General features: G+C 44.0%; 4 protein-coding genes. All 4 read left to right on the top strand.

The window, feature by feature from the left end:
• Positions 1 to 363 precede the first annotated feature (363 nt).
• From V5G28_RS12040 to V5G28_RS12055, 4 genes are read left to right on the top strand one after another with little or no spacing between them, the layout of a single operon-like run.
• A complete protein-coding gene (locus tag V5G28_RS12040; protein WP_332997556.1) occupies positions 364 to 3,669 on the top strand; it encodes a non-ribosomal peptide synthetase in 3,306 nt (1,101 codons plus the stop codon).
• The gene (locus V5G28_RS12045; RefSeq protein ID WP_332997558.1) at positions 3,666 to 20,966 is read left to right on the top strand and encodes a non-ribosomal peptide synthase/polyketide synthase; all 17,301 of its coding nucleotides are present in this window, start codon (positions 3,666 to 3,668) and stop codon (positions 20,964 to 20,966) included. The genes V5G28_RS12040 and V5G28_RS12045 overlap by 4 nt, the downstream gene beginning before the upstream one ends.
• Positions 20,967 to 20,969: 3 nt before the next feature.
• Entirely contained in the window at positions 20,970 to 25,292 is a 4,323-nt protein-coding gene (locus V5G28_RS12050) for an amino acid adenylation domain-containing protein (protein WP_336230449.1), read from the top strand.
• Positions 25,293 to 25,320: 28 nt separating this feature from the next.
• Positions 25,321 to 26,100 (top strand): class I SAM-dependent methyltransferase, encoded by a 780-nt coding sequence (locus V5G28_RS12055; protein ID WP_332997562.1) that lies wholly within the window; start codon positions 25,321 to 25,323, stop codon positions 26,098 to 26,100.
• Positions 26,101 to 26,170: the final 70 nt, after the last annotated feature.

Below are 26,170 nucleotides of genomic sequence, written 5' to 3' on the forward strand. Positions count from 1 at the left end.
AGACGGAGCAAAATACTTGGCAGATGCTGGGGAAACCCCTTGTACTCATAAGCGCTTCTTTAGATTCCAAGATTGTTGATTTGTCCAGACTATTGAGCAAAGCTCATTATCAGATAGTGTTTTTCTATTTGTGATACCTAGATTTGGTTTGCTTTCATAAAACTATGATTTAGTCTGTTGGATAATTCTGGCTCGCCCTAATAGGCACGCAATTTGGAGATTAGTCAAAACTATTAGTATTTATCTTTGATACTATGTATGTTAGCTTTGAAAGACTTTAAGTAATAAAAACGCATCTTTGTTCATACAGATTCTTTCTAAATAGTTTGTTCAGCAAAAATTACAACGATTTTTAGGAAACTAATGAACCAGATTGTACAAAAAAGTTATCCGCTCTCCTCTGGACAAGAAGCAATGTGGTTTATCCAGCAAATTGCTCCAGAGAGTGTTGCTTATAATATATTGATTGCCGGAAAAATTAATTCTTATTTAGATATTAATATTGTCAATCGTGTATGGGAAAAGATTATTGAAAACCATCCTATTCTTAGAACGACATATACCAGTCATGAAGGTAAACCCGTTCAGCAAATTAATCAACAACAGAAATTTAATATTGAGGTAATAGATTCCAGCAATTGGAGTGAAGACCACTTAAAAGAGAAAATATTTGCCATAGCTGACTGCCCTTTTAACTTAGAAAAAGATGCAGTTCTGAGGGTGAATTTATTTACTCTATCCGCCAAAGAACATATTCTTGTGCTAACAATGCACCACATTGCAGGTGACATGTGGTCTTTTGATTTACTACTTAGCGAGTTTCGGGATTTGTACACTATCGAAATTGCACAAGTTAGTCAAGAACACACAGAGACAGCAAATGATTTTTTGACCAAGAATAAATCTTATATAGATTTTATCCATTGGCAATCAGAAATGCTATCCAGTTCTAGGGGAGAGAAACAGTGGCAATACTGGCAAAAGCAATTAGCTGGGGAATTACCAATTTTAAATTTACCCACCGATAAACCCCGTCCCCCAGTACAGACTTATCGAGGAGCTTCTTATATTAAACAGCTAGATGAACAGCTAAATCAAAAACTCAAACATCTAGCTGTAGGCTCTGGAACAAGCCTTTATCGGATTCTGCTAACAGCATTTTACGTGCTACTTTATCGCTACACTAATCAACAAGACATCCTGGTAGGTAGTCCCATGAGAGGTCGATGGGGCAAAGAAGAGTTTAAAGAGATTGTTGGCTACTTCGTCAACCTGACCGTTTTACGAGTTGCTATCAGGGAAAATGCCACATTCAATGAACTTCTTGCTCAAGTCAACAAAATAGTTACAGAAGCCCAAAAGCATCAAGATTACCCTTTTTCTCTGTTAGCAGAACAACTTGAGCAACAGCGAGATCCCAGCCGTCCTCCTTTGTGTCAAGTTAGTTTCACTTGGCAAAGACAACATTGGTGTGAACCAAAAGAGAATCCATCGCACATTCAAGAAGAAGTGCTTCAGATGGAGCCATACTTGGTTGGACAAAGAGGTGCAAACCAAGATTTGAGTTTAATGGTGAAAGAAGCTAAGGGAGTTGTCGAACCCTGTTGGCAATACAATACTGACTTGTTTGAGGCTACCACAATCAAGCGGATGGCAAGGCATTTTGAGACCTTGCTGGAAGGTATTGTTGCTAACCCAGAGCAGCAAATTTCAAAATTACCTCTGCTGACAGAAGTTGAACAACATCAACTGTTAGTTGAGTGGAACAATACTCAGGCGAACTATCCGCTAGATAAGTGTATCCATCAATTGTTTGAGGAACAGGTAGAGAATACACCAAATGCAGTAGCGGTGGTATTTGAAAATCAACAACTTACTTACCGCCAGTTGAATACTCGCGCTAATCAATTGGCGCACTACTTGAAGTCTTTGGGTATAGGTACAGATGTGCTGGTAGGGTTGTGTGTGGAGCGATCGCTCTATACAATTATCGGTATACTAGGCATTCTTAAGGCGGGTGGTGCTTATTTACCCCTTGATCCAGAGTATCCAACTGGGCGTTTACTTTTTATGCTCAAAGATGCTCAAGTTGGAGTGTTGTTAACCCAACAACATTTAATTGCAGAGCTTCCACAACACCAAGCCCAACTTGTTTGCTTAGATACTGACTGGCTGGTGATCTCTCAAGCAAAGGAATCAAATCCCATTTGTGAAGTTCAAACTGAGAACTTGGCTTATGCAATCTACACTTCAGGTTCGACAGGAGAGCCAAAGGGCATAATGATTCAGCATTCCTCCGTTGTGAATCTTGCTCACGGGCTGCATCAAGCTATTTATTCTTACAACCAGAATTTTCCATTGCGAGTCAGCGTGAATGGATCTTTATCTTTCGACACTTCTGTCAAACAGATTATTCAACTGATCTATGGTCATAGCCTGGATATTGTGCCAGAAAAGGTACGATTTGATGGCAATGCCATGTTGTCCTACCTACGGCAGCAAAAAATAGATGTCTTGGATTGCACACCATCGCAACTGAGATTGCTAATTTCGGCGGGATTGCTCGAAAGTAAATCTGCTCCTCAATATGTTCTAGTGGGAGGAGAACCTATTGATGAATCTATGTGGGCAACTTTGGCACAAGTTGAAAATATTAATTTTTATAATGTTTACGGTCCGACAGAATGCACTGTAGATACTACAGTGTGTTTGATCGCAACTAACCTCAAGCCAGTTATTGGTTGTCCTATAGTTAACGTAAAAACCTATATTTTAGATGAATATCTGCAACCTGTTCCTGTTGGTGTGCCTGGAGAATTGCACATTGGCGGTGCAGGATTAGCAAAAGGTTATCTCAATGCTAAAGAGTTAACGCAAAAGAAATTTATTCCTAATCCTTTTGATTCGGCAGGAGGGAGTAGATTATATAAGACTGGGGATTTAGTACGCTATCTACCAGATGGCAACATCGAATACTTAGGACGCATAGATAATCAAGTAAAAATCCGGGGTTTTCGGATTGAATTGGGAGAAATCGAAGCAGTCCTAGGACAGAATCCTCATGTGCAAACTTCTTGTGTCATCGCCCGTGAAGATAACCCAGGAATTAAACGTTTATTTGCTTACATAGTGCCGCAAAAAGAGGTGACACCAACCACAGACGAACTGCGGCAATTTCTGAAAGCTAGGCTGCCGGAGTACATGATTCCTAGTGCTTTCGTCATTTTAGAAGCCCTACCTTTAACTCCCAATGGCAAAGTAAACCGCCGCGCATTACCTGCACCAGACTTGCGCGAGGGGCTAGAACTGAGTTTTGTTGCGCCGCGCACCCCGGAAGAAGAAATTTTAGCCCAGATTTGGTCTCAAGTTCTGCGAGTGGAGCAGGTAGGTATACATGATAACTTCTTTGAACTCGGTGGCGATTCCATCCTCACTATTCAAATCATCACCAGAGCAAGACAAGCAGGATTGGAACTGACTCCCAAGCAACTTTTTACCCATCAAACCATCGCTGAATTAGCCGCAGTCGCAGACAAAATCACAGAGACGCAAATAGAACAGGAATTAGTCAATTCTTCCTCTTCTGAAACTGATGGTTGTACTCCCGAAGATTTCCCGTTATTACAACTGAACCAAACAGAACTAGATCAAATATTTGCAAATCTATGAAATCAGATATTAAAAACACAAACAGACAAAATGTTGAAGATATCTATCCCCTATCTCCGATGCAACAGGGGATGCTGTTTCATAGTTTGTACGATCCAGAGTCAAGCGTATATTTTGCTCAAGTGAGTTGCACTTTGACGGGGAATTTGGATGTGCAAACCTTTGAGCAAGCTTGGGAGAAAATAGTAGCAAAGCATTCCATCTTCCGCACGGCTTTTGTTTGGGAATCTTTGAGCCAGCCTGTACAAGTAGTGTATCGCCAGGTGCAGGTTACTGTCGAAACCTATGACTGGCAGGAGTTATCTGCACAAGAACAGCAACAGCAATTAGAAATTTTCTTAGAATGTGACCGACAAAAGGGCTTGCAATTATCTCAAGCTCCATTGATGCGCTTACATCTGCTCCAATTAAATAGAAATACCTACCAATTTGTTTGGAGTAGTCATCATTTATTACTAGATGGTTGGTCTTTACCATTAGTTTTTCAAGACCTATTGAACTTTTATCAAGCAATTTCTCAGGGTGAAACTTTCCGTTATCAACCAACTGTCACCTACCGCAACTATATTGCTTGGCTACAAAAACAGGATCAAAAACAAGCTGAAAAGTTCTGGAAACAAAAACTCCAAGGGTTTACCGCACCCACTCATTTGACAGTGGAGAAACCCCTATCAGATAAAGACGGTATCAGCTATGGTGAACAAAAAATTCAGTTCACAGCATCGCTAACAACGGCACTCCAGTCTTTTGTACGCCAAAATCGCTTGACTCTTAATAATTTAGTACAAGCAACTTGGGCATTATTACTGTCTCGCTACAGCCAAGAAACAGATGTAGTTTTTGGTGCGACTGTATCTGGTCGGGAGCCATCTATTGTTGGGATCGAATCAATGGTGGGACTATTTATCAACACCCTGCCCATGCGAGTTCAAGTTGCAGCAGACACCCAAGTACTAGCTTTATTGAAAGATTTACAAGCGCAGCAGATAGAGTCTGAGCAATATTCCTATAGTTCATTAGCAGATATTCAAGGTTGGAGCGAAATCAAGAGAGGAACGTCTTTATTTGATAGCATTGTTGTCTTCGAGAATTTTCCTGTTGATGCTGCCCGAAAATCACGGAATGATAGCTTCTCCATTGACAATATTCAGATATCTCAACATACTAATTATCCTCTAACAGTTGTTGCTTATCCTGGTCAGCAATTACAGATAAGGATGAGCTACGATACCAGCCAATTTGATGATGCAGCGATCGCCCGAATGTTGGGTCATTTCCAAACATTGATAGAAGGCATAATCGCCAATCCACAGCAGCACCTAGCGCAATTGCCAATGCTAACAGCAGTTGAGCAACAGCAGTTATTAGTTGAATGGAACAATACTCAGGCGGAGTATCCCCAGAATCAGTGTATCCATCAGTTGTTTGAGGAGCAGGTGCAGCGTACCCCCGATGCAGTGGCGGTGACGTTTGCCAATCAACAACTGACTTATCAACAATTAAACACCCAAGCTAACCAATTGGCGCATTACTTAAAATCTTTGGGTGTAGGTGCAGATGTGCTGGTGGGGATTTGTGTAGAACGCTCACTAGAAATGATTGTGGGTATACTCGGCATTCTCAAGGCTGGTGGTGCGTATGTCCCGCTTGATCCTGAATATCCCCAAGAGCGTTTGAGCTTTATGTTAGAAGATGCTCAACTTCCCCTGCTGTTAACTCAACACCATTTTGTAGAGTCTGTTTCTCAACATCAGGCGCGTGTCGTTTGCTTAGATACCGATTGGGAAAAAATTGCTCAAGAGTGCAAGTCAAACCCGGAAAACACTGCAACATCCGAGAATCTAGCTTATGTCATCTATACTTCAGGTTCCACAGGTAAGCCCAAAGGTGTTTTAGTCAATCACTCTAATGTAGTGCGTTTATTTGCAGCGACAGACTCTTGGTATCACTTCAACTCTCAAGATGTCTGGACACTGTTCCACTCTTATGCCTTCGACTTCTCTGTTTGGGAAATTTGGGGAGCTTTGTTTTATGGTGGACGACTGGTAGTAGTCCCATATCTGGTTACGCGATCGCCTGAATCCTTTTATGAGTTATTGTGTCAAGAAAAAGTCACTGTTCTCAATCAAACACCTTCAGCCTTCCGTCAATTAATTCAAGCCGAACAATCTATAGAAACTGCTAACGACTTAAGCTTACGCTTGGTAATTTTTGGTGGAGAAGCCTTAGAACTGGCGAGTTTGCAGCCTTGGTTTGACCGACATGGCGACTCCTCACCCCAGTTAGTGAATATGTACGGGATTACAGAAACTACCGTACACGTTACCTATCGTCCTTTGAGCAAAGCTGATTTGCATGATACAGCCAATGTCATTGGACGCCTGATTCCTGACTTACAGGTATATCTGCTAGACCAAAATTTACAGCCAGTACCGATTGGTGTCAGGGGTGAGATGTACGTCGGTGGTGCTGGGGTGACTCGTGGCTATTTAAATCGTCCTGAATTGACTCAAGAAAGGTTTATCTCTAATCCTTTTGCGGAGGTAGGAGGGAGTAGATTATATAGAACAGGTGACTTAGCTCGTTATTTACCTCATGGCGAGTTAGAGTATTTAGGGCGCATTGATAACCAAGTCAAGATTCGCGGCTTCCGTATTGAGTTGGGAGAAATTGAGGGATTGCTGGGGCAACATCCAGCCGTTTGGGAAAATGTGGTGGTAGTGCGAGAGGATGAACCGGGGGACAAACGTTTAGTTGCTTACGTAGTGCTGAAGGTAGAACAATCAGCCACAGTTCCAGAACTGCGTCAATTCCTGGGCAACCAACTGCCAAGCTACATGATACCCAACGCCTTCGTGTTGCTGGAATCTTTACCTCTTACCTCTAACGGAAAAATTGATCGCCGCGCCCTACCAAAACCAGACTTAGACAGCACACAACTAGAAAAATTTGTTGCCCCACGCACGCCCATTGAGGAAATGCTGGCACAAATTTGGACACAAGTGCTGAAAATAGAACAGGTAGGGATTCATGATAACTTCTTTGAATTGGGGGGACATTCCCTACTAGCGACGCAATTGGTTTCCCGCATCCGCAATTTGTTCAAAGTGGAACTACCATTGCGTGAGTTGTTTACTAATGCCACAGTAGCTCAATTAGGGCGATCGCTCCAGCAGTTGCAACAACAAGATATCGCCCTGACTTCTGTGCCAATCCTCAAGCGAACGGAGAATGTAGAACTACCACTGTCATTTGCTCAACAGCGTTTATGGTTTTTAGACCAATTTGAGCCGAATAGCCCCTTTTACAATATCCATGTTGCTTTGCGTCTAACAGGAACTCTCAAAGTTCCTGCCTTAGAACAAAGCTTACAAGCAATCGTTGAGCGTCACGAAGCCTTACGGACCAACTTCATCACCGTTGATGGACAAGCTTCACAAATCATTCAAACACAAGCAGACTGGCAAGTTTCAGTTTTTGACTTGCAACATTTACCTGCAAACGAACAAGAAATAGCTGTACAGCAACTAGCGCAAGAACACGCTATTCAACCCTTTAACCTAGCAAATCAAGCATTATTTAGAGCGAAGTTACTGCTGCTGAATGAGACAGAAAACGTCTTGTTAGTGTCCATGCACCACATTGTCTCAGACGGTTGGTCAATGGGTGTGTTTGTCAAAGAATTAGCGGTGCTGTACGATGCTTATGCTCAAGATAAATCACCCAATTTATTACCACTGCCGATTCAGTATGCAGACTTTGCACTATGGCAGAGACAGTGGTTGCAAGGGGATGTACTACAAAGCCAATTGAATTACTGGCAAAAACAACTAAAAGATGCACCAGCTTTATTACCGCTTCCCACAGACCGACCTAGACCTGCGGTGCAAACCTTCGCTGGCGCACGTCAAGAATTTGCGCTTTCACTGGAACTCACCCAAAAACTGACACAACTGAGTCAGCAGCAAGGTTGTACTCTCTTTATGACGCTGTTAGCTGCATTTGATACCCTACTGTATCGCTACACAGAACAAACAGACATTTTGGTAGGGACACCAATTGCTAACCGCGATCGCTCTGAGATAGAAGGGTTAATTGGCTTTTTTGTCAATACCTTAGTCATGCGTACCAACTTGGCAGGTAATCCCAGTTTTAGCGAATTATTAGGTCGCGTTCGGGAAATGGCAATGGAGGCATACACTCATCAGCATTTGCCATTTGAAATGCTAGTGGAAGCATTGCAGCCAGAACGCAACCTTAGCCATACACCACTGTTCCAAGTGATGTTTGTGTTAGAGAATGCGCCTATATCAACCGTGGAGTTAACTGGGTTAACTGTCAATTTACTCAAGCTAAGGAGTAAAACTGCCAAGTTTGATTTAACTTTGGCAATCGAAAACACTACTACCGGACTGGTGGGTGTGTGGGAGTACAACACCGACTTGTTTGATGCAGGTACTATTGAGCGGATGGCTGGTCATTTTGTCACACTGCTAGAATCTATTGTGGCGAATCCCCAAGAGCGCATTTCCCAATTGCCTTTGTTGACACAACCTGAGCAACATCAACTGTTAGTTGAGTGGAATGACACACAGGTAGATTATCCCCGTGATAAGTGTATCCATCAGTTGTTTGAGGAACAGGTACAGCGTACTCCTGATGCAGTGGCGGTGGTATTTGAAGATGAACATTTTACCTACCATGAATTGAATTGCCGTGCTAACCAGTTGGCGCGCTACCTGAAGTCCTGGGGTGTAGGAGCAGATGTACTGGTAGGGCTGTGTGTAGAACGTTCTTTAGAAATGATTGTGGGATTATTGGGTATTCTCAAAGCTGGTGGGGCTTATGTACCACTTGACCCTGAATATCCCCGAGAGCGTTTGAGCTTCATCATTAAAGACGCTCAACTGTCGCTCCTATTGACTCAACAGCATTTAGTGCAAAGATTACCTGAGCATCAAGCGCAACTTATTTGTTTGGATACTGACTGGCAATCTATTGCTCAAGCGGGTGATGCTGATTTGGTTAATAGCATCAGTAGTGAAAATTTAGCTTATGTAATTTACACTTCTGGTTCTACAGGTCAGCCCAAGGGGGTGATGATTCAACATCAGTCTTTAGTTAATCTTACACAAGCGGCAATTGTTGAATACGGTGTAAGAAATACCGACAGGATACTACAGTTTGCCTCTATTAGCTTCGATGTAGCAGCAGTAGAAATCTATCCTTACCTCATTTGTGGTGCAACGATAGTGCTGCGAACTCAGGAAATGCTGAGTTCAGTGCAGACATTGATCCAAAAATGCCGCGATGGGAATTTAACAGTGTTAAGTTTGCCGACAGCATACTGGCATCAGCTAACTTTTGAATTAGTTAATGCCAATTTGTCGTTACCTGATTCCGTCAGGCTGGTAGTTATAGGCGGCGAGCATCCACTTGAGCAACGCTTGAGAATGTGGCAACAGCACATAGGCGAATACCCACAGTTACTGAATGCCTATGGCCCTACTGAAACAACTGTAGAAGTAACGTACAAAATACTGGGTGTTAATGAGCAAAAAACCACCATTGGACGACCCATTCGTAATACTCAGATATACATTCTCGACCAATATCTACAACCAGTTTCCATTGGTGTACCAGGAGAACTACACATTGGTGGTGCGGGATTGGCAAGAGGCTATCTCAACCGTCCAGAGTTGACCAATGAGAAATTTATTGCTAATCCGTTTGAGAAGACAGAAGGGAGTAAATTATATAAAACTGGGGATTTAGCACGTTATTTACCTGATGGCAACATCGAATACTTAGGACGCATCGACAATCAAGTTAAAATTCGGGGCTTCCGCATTGAGTTGGGAGAGATTGAAACAGTCCTCAGTCAGTATCCCCATGTGCAGGCTTGTTGTGTTATTGTTCGCCAAGACATACCAGGAGAGAACCGCTTAGTCGCCTACATAGTGCCACAAAAGCAGGTAACAATTACAACTAGCGAACTACGTCAGTTTCTCTCCCATAAACTGCCTGAATATATGATTCCTCAGGCGTTTGTGATGTTGGAGTTCTTGCCACTAACTCCTAATGATAAAGTAGACCATCGCGCCCTACCCGCACCGGATTTACAAAGCGACGCAGATAAATATGTCGCCCCACGCACCCCCACCGAAGAAATGCTGGTGCAAATTTGGGCGCAAGTGCTGAAAGTAGAGCAAGTAGGCATTCATGACAACTTCTTTGAACTGGGTGGACATTCGCTACTAGCAACGCAATTAGTTTCACGTATCCGCAAGATTTTCCAAGTGGAACTACCATTGCGTGAGTTGTTTGCCACAGCCACAGTTGGTGAATTAGCGCTCATCATTGAGCAATTGCAGCAACAGGAGTTAAAACTGGTCGCTCCACCAATCTTGCCAAGAGCAGAGAATGTAGAAATACCACTGTCATTTGCTCAACAGCGTTTATGGTTTTTAGACCAGTTCGATCCGAACAGTGCTTTATACAATATCCCTTTTGCGTTGCGCCTAGTTGGAACTTTGCATCAAGTTGCGCTACAACAAAGCTTGCAACAAATCATTCAGTGTCACGAAGCTTTACGCACCAACTTCATCGCTATTGATGGAGAAGCAAGGCAAATTATTAGGGAACAAGAAGATATACCTTGGACACTATCAATTGTTGATTTGCAACATCTGCCTGCAAACGAGCAAGAAATAGCTGTACAGGAATTAACGCAACAGCAAGCTTTGCAACCCTTTAATTTAGCAAGCCAAGCATTAGTTAGGGCGACTTTACTGGTGCTGTCAGAGACAGAACACATTTTATTAATGTGTATGCACCACATTGTCTCAGATGGCTGGTCAATAGGTGTGTTTGTCCAAGAATTAACAGCTTTGTATAACGCTTATATTCAAGGTCAGCCTACCACTTTAGCACCACTACCGATTCAGTATGCAGATTTCGCCATCTGGCAGAGACAGTGGTTGCAAGGTGATGTACTTCAAAGTCAATTGGACTACTGGCAAAAACAACTCAAAGACGCACCCACTTTATTACCGCTTCCCACAGACCGACCTAGAGGAGCAGTGCAGACATTTGCAGGCGCACATCAAGAGTTTGCACTCTCTGTTGAGTTAACTCAAAAACTGACCAAACTTAGCCAACAGCAAGGTTGTACCCTCTTTATGACCTTGTTGGCAGCATTTGATACATTGCTTTACCGCTACACAGGTGTAGCAGATATTTTGGTGGGTACACCAATTGCTAACCGCGATCGCTCTGAGATAGAAGGGTTAATTGGCTTTTTTGTCAATACTTTAGTTTTGCGGACTGATTTATCAGGCGATCCCAGCTTTAACGAATTACTGGGTCGTGTTCGGGAAATGGCAATGGATGCCTATGCTCATCAGGACTTGCCTTTTGAAATGCTGGTAGAAGCATTGCAGCCAGAACGAGACCTCAGCCATGCACCACTATTTCAGGTAGATTTTCTGCTGCAAAATGACCCCCTCTCAACCGTAGAGTTGACTGGGTTAACTGTCAGTTCGTTGCCAATAGAAACTGCAATGGCAAAATTCGATTTGACTTTAGCGATGCAGAATACTCCTACTGGACTGGTGGGCGTGTGGGAGTACAACACTGACTTGTTTGACCATAGCAGCATCGAGCGGATGACTGGTCATTTTGTGACTCTGTTGGAAGCGGTTGTGGCTAATCCCCAAGAGCAGATTGATCAATTGCCTTTATTGACGGCATTTGAGCAACAGCAGTTACTTGTTGAGTGGAATGATACTCAAGCTGATTATCCCTTTGATAAATGTCTCCATCAATTATTTGAGCAGCAAGCAGAACTGACACCTGATGCTGTTGCAGTGCTGTTTGACAATGAAGAACTGACTTATCAAGAGTTAAACACCCAAGCGAATCAATTAGCACATTACCTACAATCTTTGGGCGTGGAACCAGAGGTTTTGGTGGGGATTTATTTAGAGCGATCGCTATCCATCATCGTGACATTGTTAGCTGTCCTCAAAGCTGGCGGCGGTTATGTTCCTCTAGACCCTGATTATCCCCAGCAGCGATTGGCTGATATATCCCAAGACTCACAAGTTGCCATACTAATCACCCAGCAGAAATTGCTTGATTCCTTGCCAGTCCAACGGGTAAAAGTCATCGTCTTAGATGCGGAATCTGAGACACTTAACTCTCAAAGTCAAGAAAATTTGGTGAGTGGAGCAAAACCAGAAAACTTAGCTTGTCTGTTGTACACTTCTGGGTCTACTGGCAAACCTAAAGGCGTGATGCTCACTCATGCAGCTTTGGTGAATCATAGCAGTGCCATTAGTGAAGTATTTGGTCTGACTAGCAGCGATCGCGTCTTGCAATTTGCTTCCCTTGGCTTTGATGTGGCGGCAGAAGAAATCTTCCCCACTTGGTATAAAGGCGGAACTGTGGTCGTTAGACCAGTACAAATGTTCTCTGACTTTGCCAATCTTGCCGAATTTATTGAACAACAAAAGCTAACTGTCTTAAATATCACTCCAGCCTATTGGCATGAATGGACAGTGGCGGTAGCTCAATCCTATGCCACTGTGCCGCAATGTTTGCGCTTAGTGGCTGTGGGTGGGGATGCAGTGCTACCAGAAACTGTTACCATGTGGAGAGAATTGGTAGGCGATGGCATCACTTGTCTGAATGTCTACGGTCCCACTGAAGCATCGGTAACAGCCGTAGTCCACGAGCTACTACATCCCGAATCAGGAAAAACTAATACAGTCCTTATTGGGCGTCCCATCGCCAATACGCAAATCTACATCCTTGACCGTAATCTTCAGCCAGTACCCGTTGGTATCAGAGGCGAACTGCATATTGGGGGTGTGCGTTTAGCAAGAGGCTATTTCAACCGCCCAGAATTGACCCAGGAAAAATTTCTCCCCAACCAATTCAAAGATCCCAAATGCGATCGCATCTACAAAACCGGGGATTTGGCACGCTACTTACCCGATGGCAACATCGAGTGCTTTGGGCGCATCGACAATCAAGTAAAAATCCGGGGCTTCCGTATCGAGTTGGGAGAAATCGAAGCCGTACTCAACCAACATCCTGATGTGCAGACATCTTGTGTCATCCTCCGAGAAGATACTTCTGGGGATACTTGTACTGAGCGGAGTCGAAGTAAACGCCTAGTCGCATACATAGTACCTTATGCCCAAGAGATCCCCGTAATTAGCGAACTGCGTCAGTTCATTTCCAATCGTCTGCCGCTTTACATGGTTCCAAGCACTTTCGTGGCGCTGGAGTCACTACCACTCACAGCACACCGCAAAGTAGACCGCCGCGCCCTACCCGCACCAAATTTACAGAGCGAACAAATAGACAACTATGTTGCACCGCGCACCCCCACTGAAGAAACGCTGGCAGAAATTTGGGCGCAAGTGCTGAAACTAGAGCAGGTAGGCATTCATGATAACTTCTTTGAACTGGGGGGACACTCCCTACTAGCAACACAACTGGTTTCCCGCATCCGCAACATTTTCAAAATAGAACTACCATTACGTAGCATTTTTGCAGCAGCAACAGTTGCCGCATTGGCGGATTTGATTGGGCAATTGCAGCCACAAAATTTAGAACTAACTTCTCCACCCATCTTGCCAAGAGCAAAGGATGCGGAATTATCACTGTCATTCGCTCAACAGCGTTTGTGGTTTTTAGAACAGTTACAGCCTAACAGTGCCTTATATAACATTTCCGAAGCTTCGCGTCTGGTAGGAACACTGAATCAAGCTGCCTTAGAACAAAGCTTGCAAGAAATTATTCAGCGTCACGAAGCCTTACGCACTAACTTCATCGCCGTTGATGGACAAGCAAGGCAAATTATTCAAACACGCACAGATTGGCAAGTTTCCGTTGTTGACTTACAACATCTGCCTGCAAACGAGCAAGAAATAGCTGTACAGCAACTAGCGCAACAACAAGCTTTGCAACCATTTGACCTAGCAACGCAACCATTAATCAGGGCGACATTACTAGTGCTAAATGAGGCAGAACACATCTTGTTAGTGTGTATGCACCACATTGTCTCTGATGACTGGTCAATGGGTGTGTTTGTCCAAGAATTAACAGCGTTGTACAATGCTTACGCTCAAGGTCAGCCAACCACTTTACCAACACTACCAATTCAGTATGCAGACTTTGCACTATGGCAGAGACAGTGGTTGCAAGGCGATGTACTGCAAAGCCAACTGGATTACTGGCAAGAACAACTCAAAGACGCACCAGCTTTATTAGCACTGCCCACAGACCGACCCAGAGGGGCAGTACAGACTTTCGCTGGCGCACACCAAAAGTTTGAACTTTCACCCCAGTTAACCGAAAGGCTAACACAACTAAGTCAGCAACAAGGGGCAACTTTGTTCATGACGCTGTTAGCAGCTTATGATACTCTGCTGTACCGCTACACGGGTGTAGCAGATATTTTGGTGGGTACACCAATTGCTAACCGTAATCGCAGCGAAATAGAAGGGTTAATTGGCTTTTTTGCCAATACCTTAGTGATGCGGGCTGATTTATCTGCAAATCCCAGTTTTTCTGATTTACTGCGTCGTGTTCGGGAAGTAGCTTTAGGCGCATACGCTCATCAGGACTTGCCCTTTGAAATGCTGGTGGAAGCATTACAGCCAGAACGCAACCTCAGCCATACACCACTGTTCCAAGTTATGTTTGTACTTCAGAATGCACCTATGTCTGAAGTAGAAATGACGGGGCTAACTCTCAGTCACATATCAACAGCAGGTGTAACTGCCAAGTTTGATCTTACCTTAGCAATGGGCAACACTGAGGCTGGATTAGTGGGAGTCTGGGAATACAATACCGACTTGTTTGATGCCAGCACCATTGAGAGGATGGCTGGTCATTTTGTCACATTGCTGGAAGCAATTGTGGCTAATCCCCAAGAGCGCATTTCTCAATTACCATTATTGACAGCAGTTGAGCAGCAGCAGTTATTAATCGACTGGAATGATACACAAGTAGATTATCCCGCAGATAAATGTATCCATCAGTTGTTTGAGGAACAGGTAGAGCGTACACCGGATGTAGTAGCGGTGGTGTATGAAAATGAACAACTCACCTACCATGAATTAAATTGTCGTGCTAACCAGTTGGCGCACTACCTGAAGTCCTTGGGTGTGGGAGCCGATGAGCTAGTGGGTATTTGTTTAGAGCGTACACCCTTGATGATGGTGGGACTACTGGGTATTCTCAAAGCCGGTGGGGCATATGTGCCGCTTGACCCTGAGTATCCCCAAGAACGCCTAGAATTTATGCTGACAGACACTCAGGTAAAAGTGCTGTTGACTCAAGACAAATTAGTAGAGTCTCTTCCTCAACATCAAGCCCGTGTGGTGTGCTTAGATACTGACTGGCGAATTATTCACCAAGAAAATCAGGATAATCTCAACAGCACAGTCAGTGCAGAAAACCTAGCTTATGTAATTTACACCTCCGGTTCTACAGGCACACCCAAGGGAGTAGTCGTCACACATCAAGCTGTAAATCGATTGGTCTTAAACACCAACTACATACAGTTAACACCCGATGACTGTATTGCTCAAGCGGCAAATATTGCTTTTGATGCTGCTACGTTCGAGATTTGGGGAGCATTGCTGCATGGAGCAAGACTAGTCATCATTACCAAGTCTGTATTACTTTCGCCCCAAGAATTTGCTGTAAATTTGCGCTCCCACAAAATCAGCGTCCTATTCTTAACCACAGCTTTATTCAATCAATTAGCAAATTTGTTACCGCAAGCATTTGCTTGTGTACGATATCTGCTATTTGGAGGGGAAGCGGTTGACCCCAGATGGGTGCAGGAAATCCTAGATAAAGGCGCACCACAGCACCTACTCCATGTCTATGGCCCTACAGAAAATACTACGTTTTCTACTTGGTATTTGGTAGAGGAGTTAGTAGACACAGCCACAACTATTCCTATTGGTCAGGCAATTTCTAATACGCAAACCTACATCCTTGACCAAAACTTACAACCTGTACCTGTTGGTGTACCGGGAGAATTGTACCTTGGTGGTGTGGGATTGGCACGCGGCTATCTCAACCGACCAGAGTTAACCAATGAGAAATTCATCCCCAATCCTTTTGCGAAAGCAGGAGAGAGTAGATTATATAAAACGGGGGATTTGGCACGGTATTTACCAGATAGTAATATTGAATACTTAGGGCGCATTGATAACCAAGTAAAAATCCGGGGCTTCCGTATTGAGTTGGGAGAGATTGAAGCCTTACTCAGTCAACATGAAGATGTGCAGGCATCTTGCGTCATTACCCGTGAAGATATCCCTGGACAGAAGCACTTAGTCGCCTATGTAGTGCCGCAAAAACAGGTGATACCGACAAGCGACGAATTGCGGCAATTCTTAAAAGCTAAACTGCCAGACTACATGGTTCCCAATGCTTTCGTCATTCTGGAAGCTCTACCCCTGACTCCTAACGGTAAGGTAGACCGCCGCGCCCTGCCTGCACCAGATTTAGATAGTGAAATAGCAGATAAATTTGTTGCGCCCCGCAACTCTATTGAGGAAAAAATTGCCCTGATTTGGTCGCAAGTGCTGAGGTTAGAGCGAGTAGGTATTGATGATAATTTCTTTGAACTAGGAGGACATTCCCTCCTAGCTACTCAGGTAATTTCTCGCTTACAGGAAGCTTTGCAAATTTCGTTGCCGTTGCGTTCTCTGTTTGAATCACCAACAGTTGCTCAGTTAAGTGAAGTAATTTCCACTCAGCTAGAAACTGGTTCTAGTCTAACAGTAACGCCGATTCTACCTGTTTCCAGAAATGCAGACATACCCCTGTCATGGGCGCAGGAAAGGTTGTGGTTTGTCAATCACTTAGAAGGCGAAAGCGGTGCTTACACAATAGATTTAGCTTTGCGTTTGGTGGGGCAACTCAATGTTAAAGCTTTGGAACAAGCTTTTGCGGCGATCGTGCAACGCCATGAACCTCTGCGGACTCGCTTTGGGATCAAGGATAATAAGCCAGTACAGGTAATAGACCCCTATACAACCTTCACGTTACCAGTGGTCGATTTACAGAATCTGCCAGACCCCACCAAACAAGTAGAGCAACTGGTGGCAGAAGAAGCCTGCAAACCTTTCGACCTGGCTAATGGTTCTGTGCTACGAGTCAAGCTGTGGCAAGTGGCTCAAGACGAGTATGTATTGGCATTCGCAATTCACCATATTGCAGCTGATGGTTGGTCACTGGGCGTATTCATCAGTGAATTATCAGCCTATTATCGAGCGATCGCCACAGGTAATCCTATAATGTTACCAGAGTTACCCATACAGTATGCCGACTTTGCTGTGTGGCAGCGTCAATGGCTGATAAATGAAGTGCTAGAGCGTCAGTTAAGCTACTGGAAGCAACAATTAGCAGGTGCGCCACCTCTGTTAGAACTACCCACAGACCGCCCCCGCCCAGCTATACAGACTTTCCGAGGCGGTACAGAACGACTGCAATTAGACGCCAACCTAACGCAACAGCTGAAAAAGCTCTCTCAAGAGTCTGGAAGTACGCTGTTTATGACATTGCTAGCGGGTTTTGTAGTGTTAATGTCTCGCTACAGTGGACAAACAGATTTGGTAGTTGGTTCACCGATCGCCAATCGCAACCGCACAGAAATAGAAGGGTTAATTGGCTTTTTTGTCAATACCTTGGCACTGAGATTCGATTTATCCCAAGAACCAACTTTTGAAGCTTTGTTGGCGCAGGTGCGACGGGTAACTCAAGAGGCTTACGACCATCAGGATTTGCCCTTCGAGATGTTAGTCGAAGAATTGCAAGTAGAGCGGAACTTAGATCGCAATCCTTTGGTACAGGTGGTGTTTGCCCTTCAGAATGCTCCCTCTGCGCCTTTGGAACTACCTGGTTTAACAGTTGAAGAGATGGCTTCGGGACTAGATTCAGTGCGGCTTGACCTGGAAGTTTACTTGTGGGATACACCAGAAGGGCTTGGGGGCTTCTGCTCTTACAACCGTGATTTATTTGATGCGGCAACGATCGCCCGTATGATGCAGCACTTCCAAATTTTACTAGAAGCGATATGCCTACAGCACGCTGGCGCGATCGCCGCAAATCCGCAGCAGCCAGTAGCATTACTCCCCTTACTCACCGAGCCAGAACGCCATCAATTGTTGGTAGAGTGGAACTCAACTCAGGTTGCTTATCCTCAAGATAAGTGTATTCATCAGTTGTTTGAGGAGCAGGTAGCACGTACCCCTGATGCAGTGGCGGTAGTATTTGAGAATCAACAACTGACTTACCACCAATTGAATTGTCGAGCGAATCAGTTAGCCCATTACTTGCGGTCTTTGGGTGTGGGAGCAGATGTACTAGTAGGGTTGTGTGTGGAGCGATCACTATTAATGGTCATAGGACTGTTGGCGATTCTCAAAGCTGGTGGTGCTTACGTACCCCTTGATCCAGAGTATCCTAGCGATCGCCTCAGCTTTACGTTAGAAGATACGCAAGTTGGAGTACTGCTCACCCAAGAGCGACTGCTAGATAAACTACCCCAACATCAAGCAAAACTGGTATTCTTAGATGAAGTTTGGTCACAAATTGACTCCAATAACCAAGATAACTTGACTATTGAAGTCACAGCTTCTCATCTAGCAAATGTAATCTATACTTCCGGTTCCACAGGTAAACCTAAAGGTGTGATGGTTGAGCATAGGGGATTGTATAACTTAGCTCTAGCACAGATTCAGGCTTTTGGTGTACAGTCTAATAATCGCGTTCTTCAGTTTGCCTCCTTTAGTTTTGACGCCTGCATATCCGAAATCTTGATGACTTTGGGGTCAGGGGCAACACTTTACCTGGGAACAAAAGACGAAATCATGCCAGGTACGCCGTTAATTGAGCGATTACGCGATGATGCCATTACCCATGTCACCTTACCACCATCGGCCTTAGCAGTCCTACCAAGTCAGGAACTTCCAGCACTGCAAGCGATTATTGTTGCTGGTGAAGCTTGTTCGCCTGAACTCGTCAAACTTTGGTCTGCGGGGAGAAACTTCTTCAACGCTTATGGTCCGACAGAAGCCTCCGTCTGCGTCACAATTGCCAAATGCAATCCTGAAGATGAGAAAGTTACTATTGGTCGTCCCATTGCTAACACACAAATCTACATTTTAGATTCGCATTTACAACCAGTACCCGTTGGTGTACCAGGAGAAATACACATTGGTGGTGTGGGATTGGCACGAGGTTATATTAACCGTGTGGAATTAACACAAGAGAAATTTATCTCTAATCCCTTTAGCGATGAACCGCATTCCCGACTGTACAAAACTGGTGACTTAGCTCGTTATCTGCCAGATGGCAATATCGAATACTTGGGACGCATTGATAACCAAGTCAAGATTCGTGGTTTCCGTATTGAGTTAGGGGAAATTGAAGATGTTTTGACTCAACACCCCTTAGTACAGGAAAGTGTCGTTGTTGCCATTGATCGCACTGGTGATAAACAGCTAGTAGCTTACTTAGTACCTGCGCTGAAAAACCAAGTCTTACCCCAACAGTTAGCTCAATGGCAGAGTGAGTACGTCAGTGACTGGCAAATGCTCTATGAACAAGCTTACGGACAACCGCAAACAAGCGCCGATGACCTGACTTTTAATATCAGTGGTTGGAACAGTTCGTACACAAAACTTGCTATCCCAGATTGGGAAATGCGCGAGTGGGTTGAGAATACAGTCAGCCGCATCCTGTCTCTGTCACCGCAGCGAGTATTAGAAATTGGTTGTGGTACGGGGTTACTCCTATCTCGTTTAGCTCCCAAAAGTAAGGAGTATTGGGGGATTGATTATTCCAGTGCTGCCTTACAACACGTTGAGCAGATGTGTAAAACATTATCAGGTTTAGATAATGTGCGTCTGCTACAACGAACGGCAGATAACTTTGACGGTATCCCCCAAGGAGAGTTTGATACTGTAGTGATCAACTCTGTCGTCCAGTACTTCCCCAGTGTGGACTATCTGTTGCAGGTAATCGAAGGGGCGATCGCCGCGATCGCTCAACAAGGTAAAATCTTCATGGGTGATGTGCGCTCCTTGCCTCTGTTGGAAGCATTCCATGCTGCTGTGCAGTTGTCCCAAGCTTCGTTCGAGAGAACAATTGAGGAATGGCAACAGCAGGTAAATTCTAGTGTGGCTGCTGAAGAAGAATTACTAATTGATCCTAGTTTCTTCATCGCCCTGAAACAACGTTTTCCCCAAATTACTTGGGTAGAGATTCAGCCCAAGCGCGGTAACGCCCAAAACGAGTTAACGCAATTCCGCTATGATGTTACCCTGCATATAAATACTGATGTCCAAACACCTGTACTGAGCGAAGCCGAAGTGACGGTAGTTCCTTGGTTAAACTGGCAACTAGACGGGCTGTCATTAAAACAAATTGAAAATCAACTACTTACCCGACAGCCAGAAATTTTGGGAATTAGGGGTGTACCTAATAAACGGGTGCAGCAAGCGCTACAGATTTGGCAATGGTGGGAAAATCCCCCAGCCGTCGAAACGGTGGGGCAACTACGGCAACTACTAACACAACAGTCCACAGTTGGCATTAACCCCGAACAGTTTTACCAGTTGGGGCAGGAACTCGGCTACACAGTCCAACTCAGTTGGTGGGAAAGTAGTCAAGATGGTTCTTATGATGTGGTTTTCTGCCACAATCAAGCATACAAAGCCGCTTCTTTTGATAGTTCGTCCATTACTGCTAAACCCTGGACTGAGTACACTAACAATCCCCTATATGGTAAGTTAGTTCAGAAATTAGTCCCGCAAGTGCGCTCTTTGATCCAACAGAAGCTACCTAACTATATGGTTCCCCAAGCTTTTGTTCTCCTCAAAGCCATGCCCTTGACACCCAATGGCAAAGTTGATCGTCGCGCCCTAAGAGCACCGGATACAGCTACGAGAAATCTTGCTACTGGCTTTGTTTCACCCCGCACACCTCTGGAAGCTCAACTGGTGCAAATTTGGAGCGAAGTTTTAGGAACTGAACGCATTGGTGTTAAAGATAATTTCTTTGAACTAGGCGGACATTCCCTGTTAGCTACTCAAGTGGTGTCACGAATTAACTCAGCTTTGGGATTTGGTCTATTTGTGCAAAAGATGTTTGAGTTTCCCACAGTAGCCGAACTTGCATCTTACCTGGAAGTAATGGATTGGGCTGTTGGAGATTCAGCAGTTACAGAAGTTAGTGGTGAAGTAGTGGAGTTTTAAGCGATGAAGAGCACATTTGAATTTATTTGTCAACTCAAAAAATTGAGTATTAACCTAGAGACAGATGGCGATCGCTTGCGTTGTCATGCGCCTGAAGGTGCTTTAACTCCAACACTACGCCAGGAAATAGCCAAACGCAAAACAGAAATTATTTCCTTATTGCAAGAAGCCAAACAAGCTAAAGTCTCCGAGCAACTTGTCATTGAACCCGTGCCACGGGATTGTGAGTTACCGCTATCCTTTGCCCAACAGCGACTCTGGTTTGTCCAGCAGCTTTCACCAGACAATGATTCTTACAATATGTTGGAGGCACTGCGGCTAGACGGTGCGCTCAATATAGTGGCACTGGAACAAAGCCTGAATGAACTTGTCCGCCGCCATGAAGTCTTGAGAACCACTTTTCCCACTGTAGACGGGAAACCTATCCAGAAAATTGCCCCTGCCACTACCTTAAATTTATCTATCCACGACTTGCAGGGGTTGTCAGTCGATGAACAAACCGCCCAGATTCGGCAAATTGCCGAGTCCCAAGCGTCTGCGCCCTTCGATTTGGCGTTTGGGCCTTTAGTACAATTCACCCTACTCCAATTAAGTCCCAAGGAGTATGTACTGTTATTGAAGATGCACCACATTATCTATGATGGTTGGTCTTTAAACATCTTCTTCGGTGAGTTATCTCAACTATATGCAGCCTTTACCCAAGGATTGCCCAACCCACTACCAGAATTACCCATTCAGTATGCTGACTTTGCCTTTTGGCAACGCCAGTGGCTAACCGGCGGAGTTCTAGAACGCCAACTTAATTACTGGCAAAAACAGTTAGCGGGTGTTCCTCCCGTACTAGAACTACCCACCGATAAACCGCGTCCCCCAATCCAGACTTTTCAGGGTGCAGCTCAGTCTTTTGTGCTAGATCGAGAACTCACGCAACGCCTCCAGCAGTTAAGCCAGGAGTCAGACGCAACGTTGTTTATGACTCTACTGGCAGCGTTTTTGGTGTTAATTTCTCGTTATAGTGGTCAACCAGATATTATTGTTGGTTCGCCTATCGCCAACCGCAATAGCCCCCAAATCGAGCAATTAATGGGGTTTTTTGCCAATACCCTAGCATTAAGAGGCAATCTTGCTGAAAACCCCAGCTTTGCTGAGTTTCTGGCACAGGTACGGCAAACAACCTTGTCAGCGTATGCTCACCAAGACTTACCTTTTGAAATGTTGGTGGAAAAGCTACAGCCCCAGCGGGATTTGAGCCGTAATCCCTTGGTGCAGGTGATGTTTTCTCTGCAAAATGCGCCGCAGTCTTCTGGGAATTTGTCAGGATTAAATATTCAGAATATGCCCTTACCAATTGATGTTAGGGCTAGGTTTGACTTGGAAGTAAACTACTGGCAAGTTCCTGGAGGTTTGGAGGGGGTTTGGTGTTACAACACTAATTTATTTGAGGCGAATACAATTACTCGGCTAGCCCAACATTTTCAAACTTTACTCCAAGCAATTGTAACCAATCCACAAGCGCGAATTTCTGAATTACCCCTGTTGAGTCCAGCACAGCGTCATCAATTGTTGGTGGAGTGGAACAATACTCTAGTAGAGTATCCCCATGATAAATGTATCCATCAGTTATTTGAAGAGCAGGTAGAGCGTACTCCAGATGCCCCTGCGGTGGTGTTTGACAATGAACAATTAACGTATCATGAATTGAATTGCCGTACGAACCAATTGGCACACTACTTGCGTTCTTTAGGTGTAGGAGCAGATGTACTGGTTGGGTTGTGTGTCGAGCGTTCTTTAGAAATGCTAGTGGCACTGCTGGGTATTCTCAAAGCAGGTGGGACTTATGTGCCGCTTGACCCTGAGTATCCCCAAGAGCGTTTACAATTTATGCTCGAAGATGCTCAACTTGGCGTGCTGCTGACCCAAAAGCAACTCTTTGATAAACTAAATGGGCATCAAGGGCAGCTTGTCTGTTTAGATGAAATCTGGTCACAAATTGACGAAAACAACCAAGATAACCTGACTGGAGTCGTGAGTGCTACTCATTTAGCTAATGTGATTTACACGAGCGGTTCCACAGGTAAACCTAAAGGAGTAATGGTTAAGCACACCGGATTGGTGAACTTAGCTCAAGCTCAGATTCAAACTTTTGGTTTGCATTCAGATAGTCGCATTCTCCAGTTTGCCTCCCTGAGTTTTGACGCTTCTATCTGGGAAATGATCATGGCTTTGGGGTCAGGGGCAACCCTTTACTTAGGTACAAAAGACTCCTTAGCACCTGGTACACCTTTAATTGAGCGATTACGCAACTATGGCATCACTCATGTCACTCTACCACCATCAGTATTGGCAGTCCTGCCTGCTGAGGAATTGCCTGCGTTGCAAACAATCATTGTCGCCGGAGAAGCTTGTTCTGTTGAACTGATAAAACAATGGTCTGTTGGGAGAAACTTCTTTAACGCTTATGGGCCAACGGAAACAACCGTCTGTGCTGCGATCGCCAAATGCACTAAAGATGATGAGAAAATATCTATCGGTCGCCCTATAGCCAACACGCAAATCTACATCTTAGACTCGCACTTACAACCAGTGCCAATTGGTGTACCAGGGGAACTGCACATTGCTGGAGTAGGATTAGCACGCGGTTATCTTAACCGCCCTGAGTTGACCAATGAGAAATTTGTCCCTAATCCTTTCCTAAGAAGCAGAGGGGCAGAGGTCTATGGCAGGAACCCCGTACACGGGACGGGTGGGCAGAGGGATAGAGGGGAAACAAAAGACCAATCCTCTAATTTCGAGCGGCTTTACAAAACAGGGGATTTAGCTCGTTATCTACCTGATGGCAACATTGAATACTTGGGGCGTATTGATAATCAAGTCAAAATTCGTGGCTTCCGCATTGAGTTGGGAGAAATTGAAACTGTACTGAGCCAACATAGTGATGTGCAAGCATCTTGCGTCATTGTCCGCGAAGATACCCCTGGAGATAAGCGCTTAGTCGCCTATGTAGTGCCGCAAAAACAGGGGACACTCACAACAGGCGAACTACGAGAGTTCCTGGCTAATAAACTGCCTGGGTACATGATGCCAAATGCTTTTGTCATTCTAGAAACCCTACCACTAACTCCTAACGGTAAAATAGACCGCCGCGCCTTGAAAGCTCCTGCTAACACTAGTGAGAAGGATAGATTTATCGAAGCGCGTAATCAATTAGAGTTGAAGCTCGTACAAATCTGGTCAAAAATTCTAAAAATTGACAAAATTGGGGTACAAGATAACTTTTTTGATTTGGGTGGTCATTCTCTGTTAGCACCCTACGTAATGACTCAAATTAAGCAGCAGATTGGTAAAGCTCTTCCTTTAACAGCCCTGTTTCAAAACCCCACGATTGAACAGTTAGCAACAATTATCCAAACAGAATCGGATGACTCTTTGCCATCTTGTTTGGTAGCAATTCAACCAAATGGTTCAAACTTACCTTTCTTCTGTGTTCCAGGTGCAGGAGGTAGACCGTTTTACTTCTATCACTTAGGACGTTATTTAGGAGACGATCAACCGTTATACGGTTTTGAAAATAATCTGTATCAGGAATTGGGTGAGATTACTCGTATTGAAGATATAGCGAGTCATTACATTGAAGCAATGCAAGCTGTTCAGCCACAAGGTCCATACTTTTTAGGAGGACATTCTTATGGGGGTAATTTAGCTTTTGAAATGGCTCAACAGTTGTGTCAAAAAGGACACAAGATTGCTTTATTGGCAATATTTGATTCTTCAGCACCAACCTATAAAGATAAGCAAATACTTGTTGATTATCTTAATTGGGAGCATACGAGGTGGTTAGCTGAAGTAAGCCAAGGCATGGAAATTTATTTAGAAAAGAATCTAGATATTTCTTACGAAACTCTACAAGTTTTAACTGTGGAAGAGCAACTAAAATACGTTTTAAACTGTTTCAAAATGGCTAAGATACTGCCTCCAAATGCTGAAACTATGCAACTGATAAATATCGTACAAGCTTATAGAAGCAGCTGTTTATGTCTGGTTGATTATGTACCGAAACAGCTTTACCCGGGTAAAGTGACAATTCTCCGCGCCAACGAAGATATGACGGAAGACTCTAATAATGAGTTTGCTGAAGTTTCACAGGATTTATCCTTGGGCTGGAGTGAGTTTTCTACTGAACCAGTGGAGAGCCATTTTGTATTGGGCAATCACGTTTCAATTATGGCTGAACCCCATGTCCAGGTTTTAGCCCAACGGTTGAAAGCTTGCATCAAAGAAGCGCGGGAGGGAGTGGGGAATAGAGAGAGGCGAACTATTAGCTGTTGACTAATGACCAATAACTAATAAGGTAACTATGGATAAAAACGAATTTCTTACTGTATTTGACAATTTAATTCTTGATCCTTTGACTAGAGATTACTACGGTCAAGAAGAGTTTTTCAATGTAGGCTATTGGCGCTCAGATACTCAAAATCAGCAGGAAGCCAGTTTTAACTTAATGGAAAAGCTGTTAGAAGCTATTCCAGATAAGCAGGGAAATATTCTTGATGTTGGCTGTGGCTTAGGAGCAACTACCAGTTATCTACTCAAGTATTATTTGCCTGCCGATGTTGTAGGCATCAATATTTCCCCTAAACAAATAGCCAGAAGTGCAGTTAATGCACCAGACTGTAAAATCATTTGTATGGATGCTGTGCAGATGGAATTTGAGGATGATACATTTAATAACATCATCTGTGTGGAAGCAGCTTTCTACTTTAATACAAGGGAGAAGTTTCTGAAAGAGGCTTGGCGTGTATTAAAGCCTGGAGGCAAGCTGATCCTCTCTGATCTTGTCTTTAACACTACAAAGTATTTCGGCGATCTCGTTGTTCCTCAAAATATTGTCCAAGATATTGAGGAGTATAAAGGTCTTTACCAACAGGCAGAATTCCAGCAGATAGAAGTTTTGGAAGCGACAGAGGAGTGCTGGAATACACACTCGCGAGATTTGAAATCTTGGATTGAAAAGGAATTTGAAGCAGGAGAGATAGATGAAGAAACCTATAAGGTAAATGTGGCTGCTATAGATGATTTGCTAATTTCATCATCACTGAATTATTTATTAGTTTCAGCAAAGAAGCCTATCAAGTAATGCGAAATTATTTTTTTCTTTAATGAGATTAATCTAAAAAAAATGACTAATGATAAAGTTAATAACAACA

This window comes from Scytonema sp. PRP1 (assembly GCF_036697665.2).
Classification (GTDB): domain Bacteria; phylum Cyanobacteriota; class Cyanobacteriia; order Cyanobacteriales; family Nostocaceae; genus Kalymmatonema; species Kalymmatonema gypsitolerans.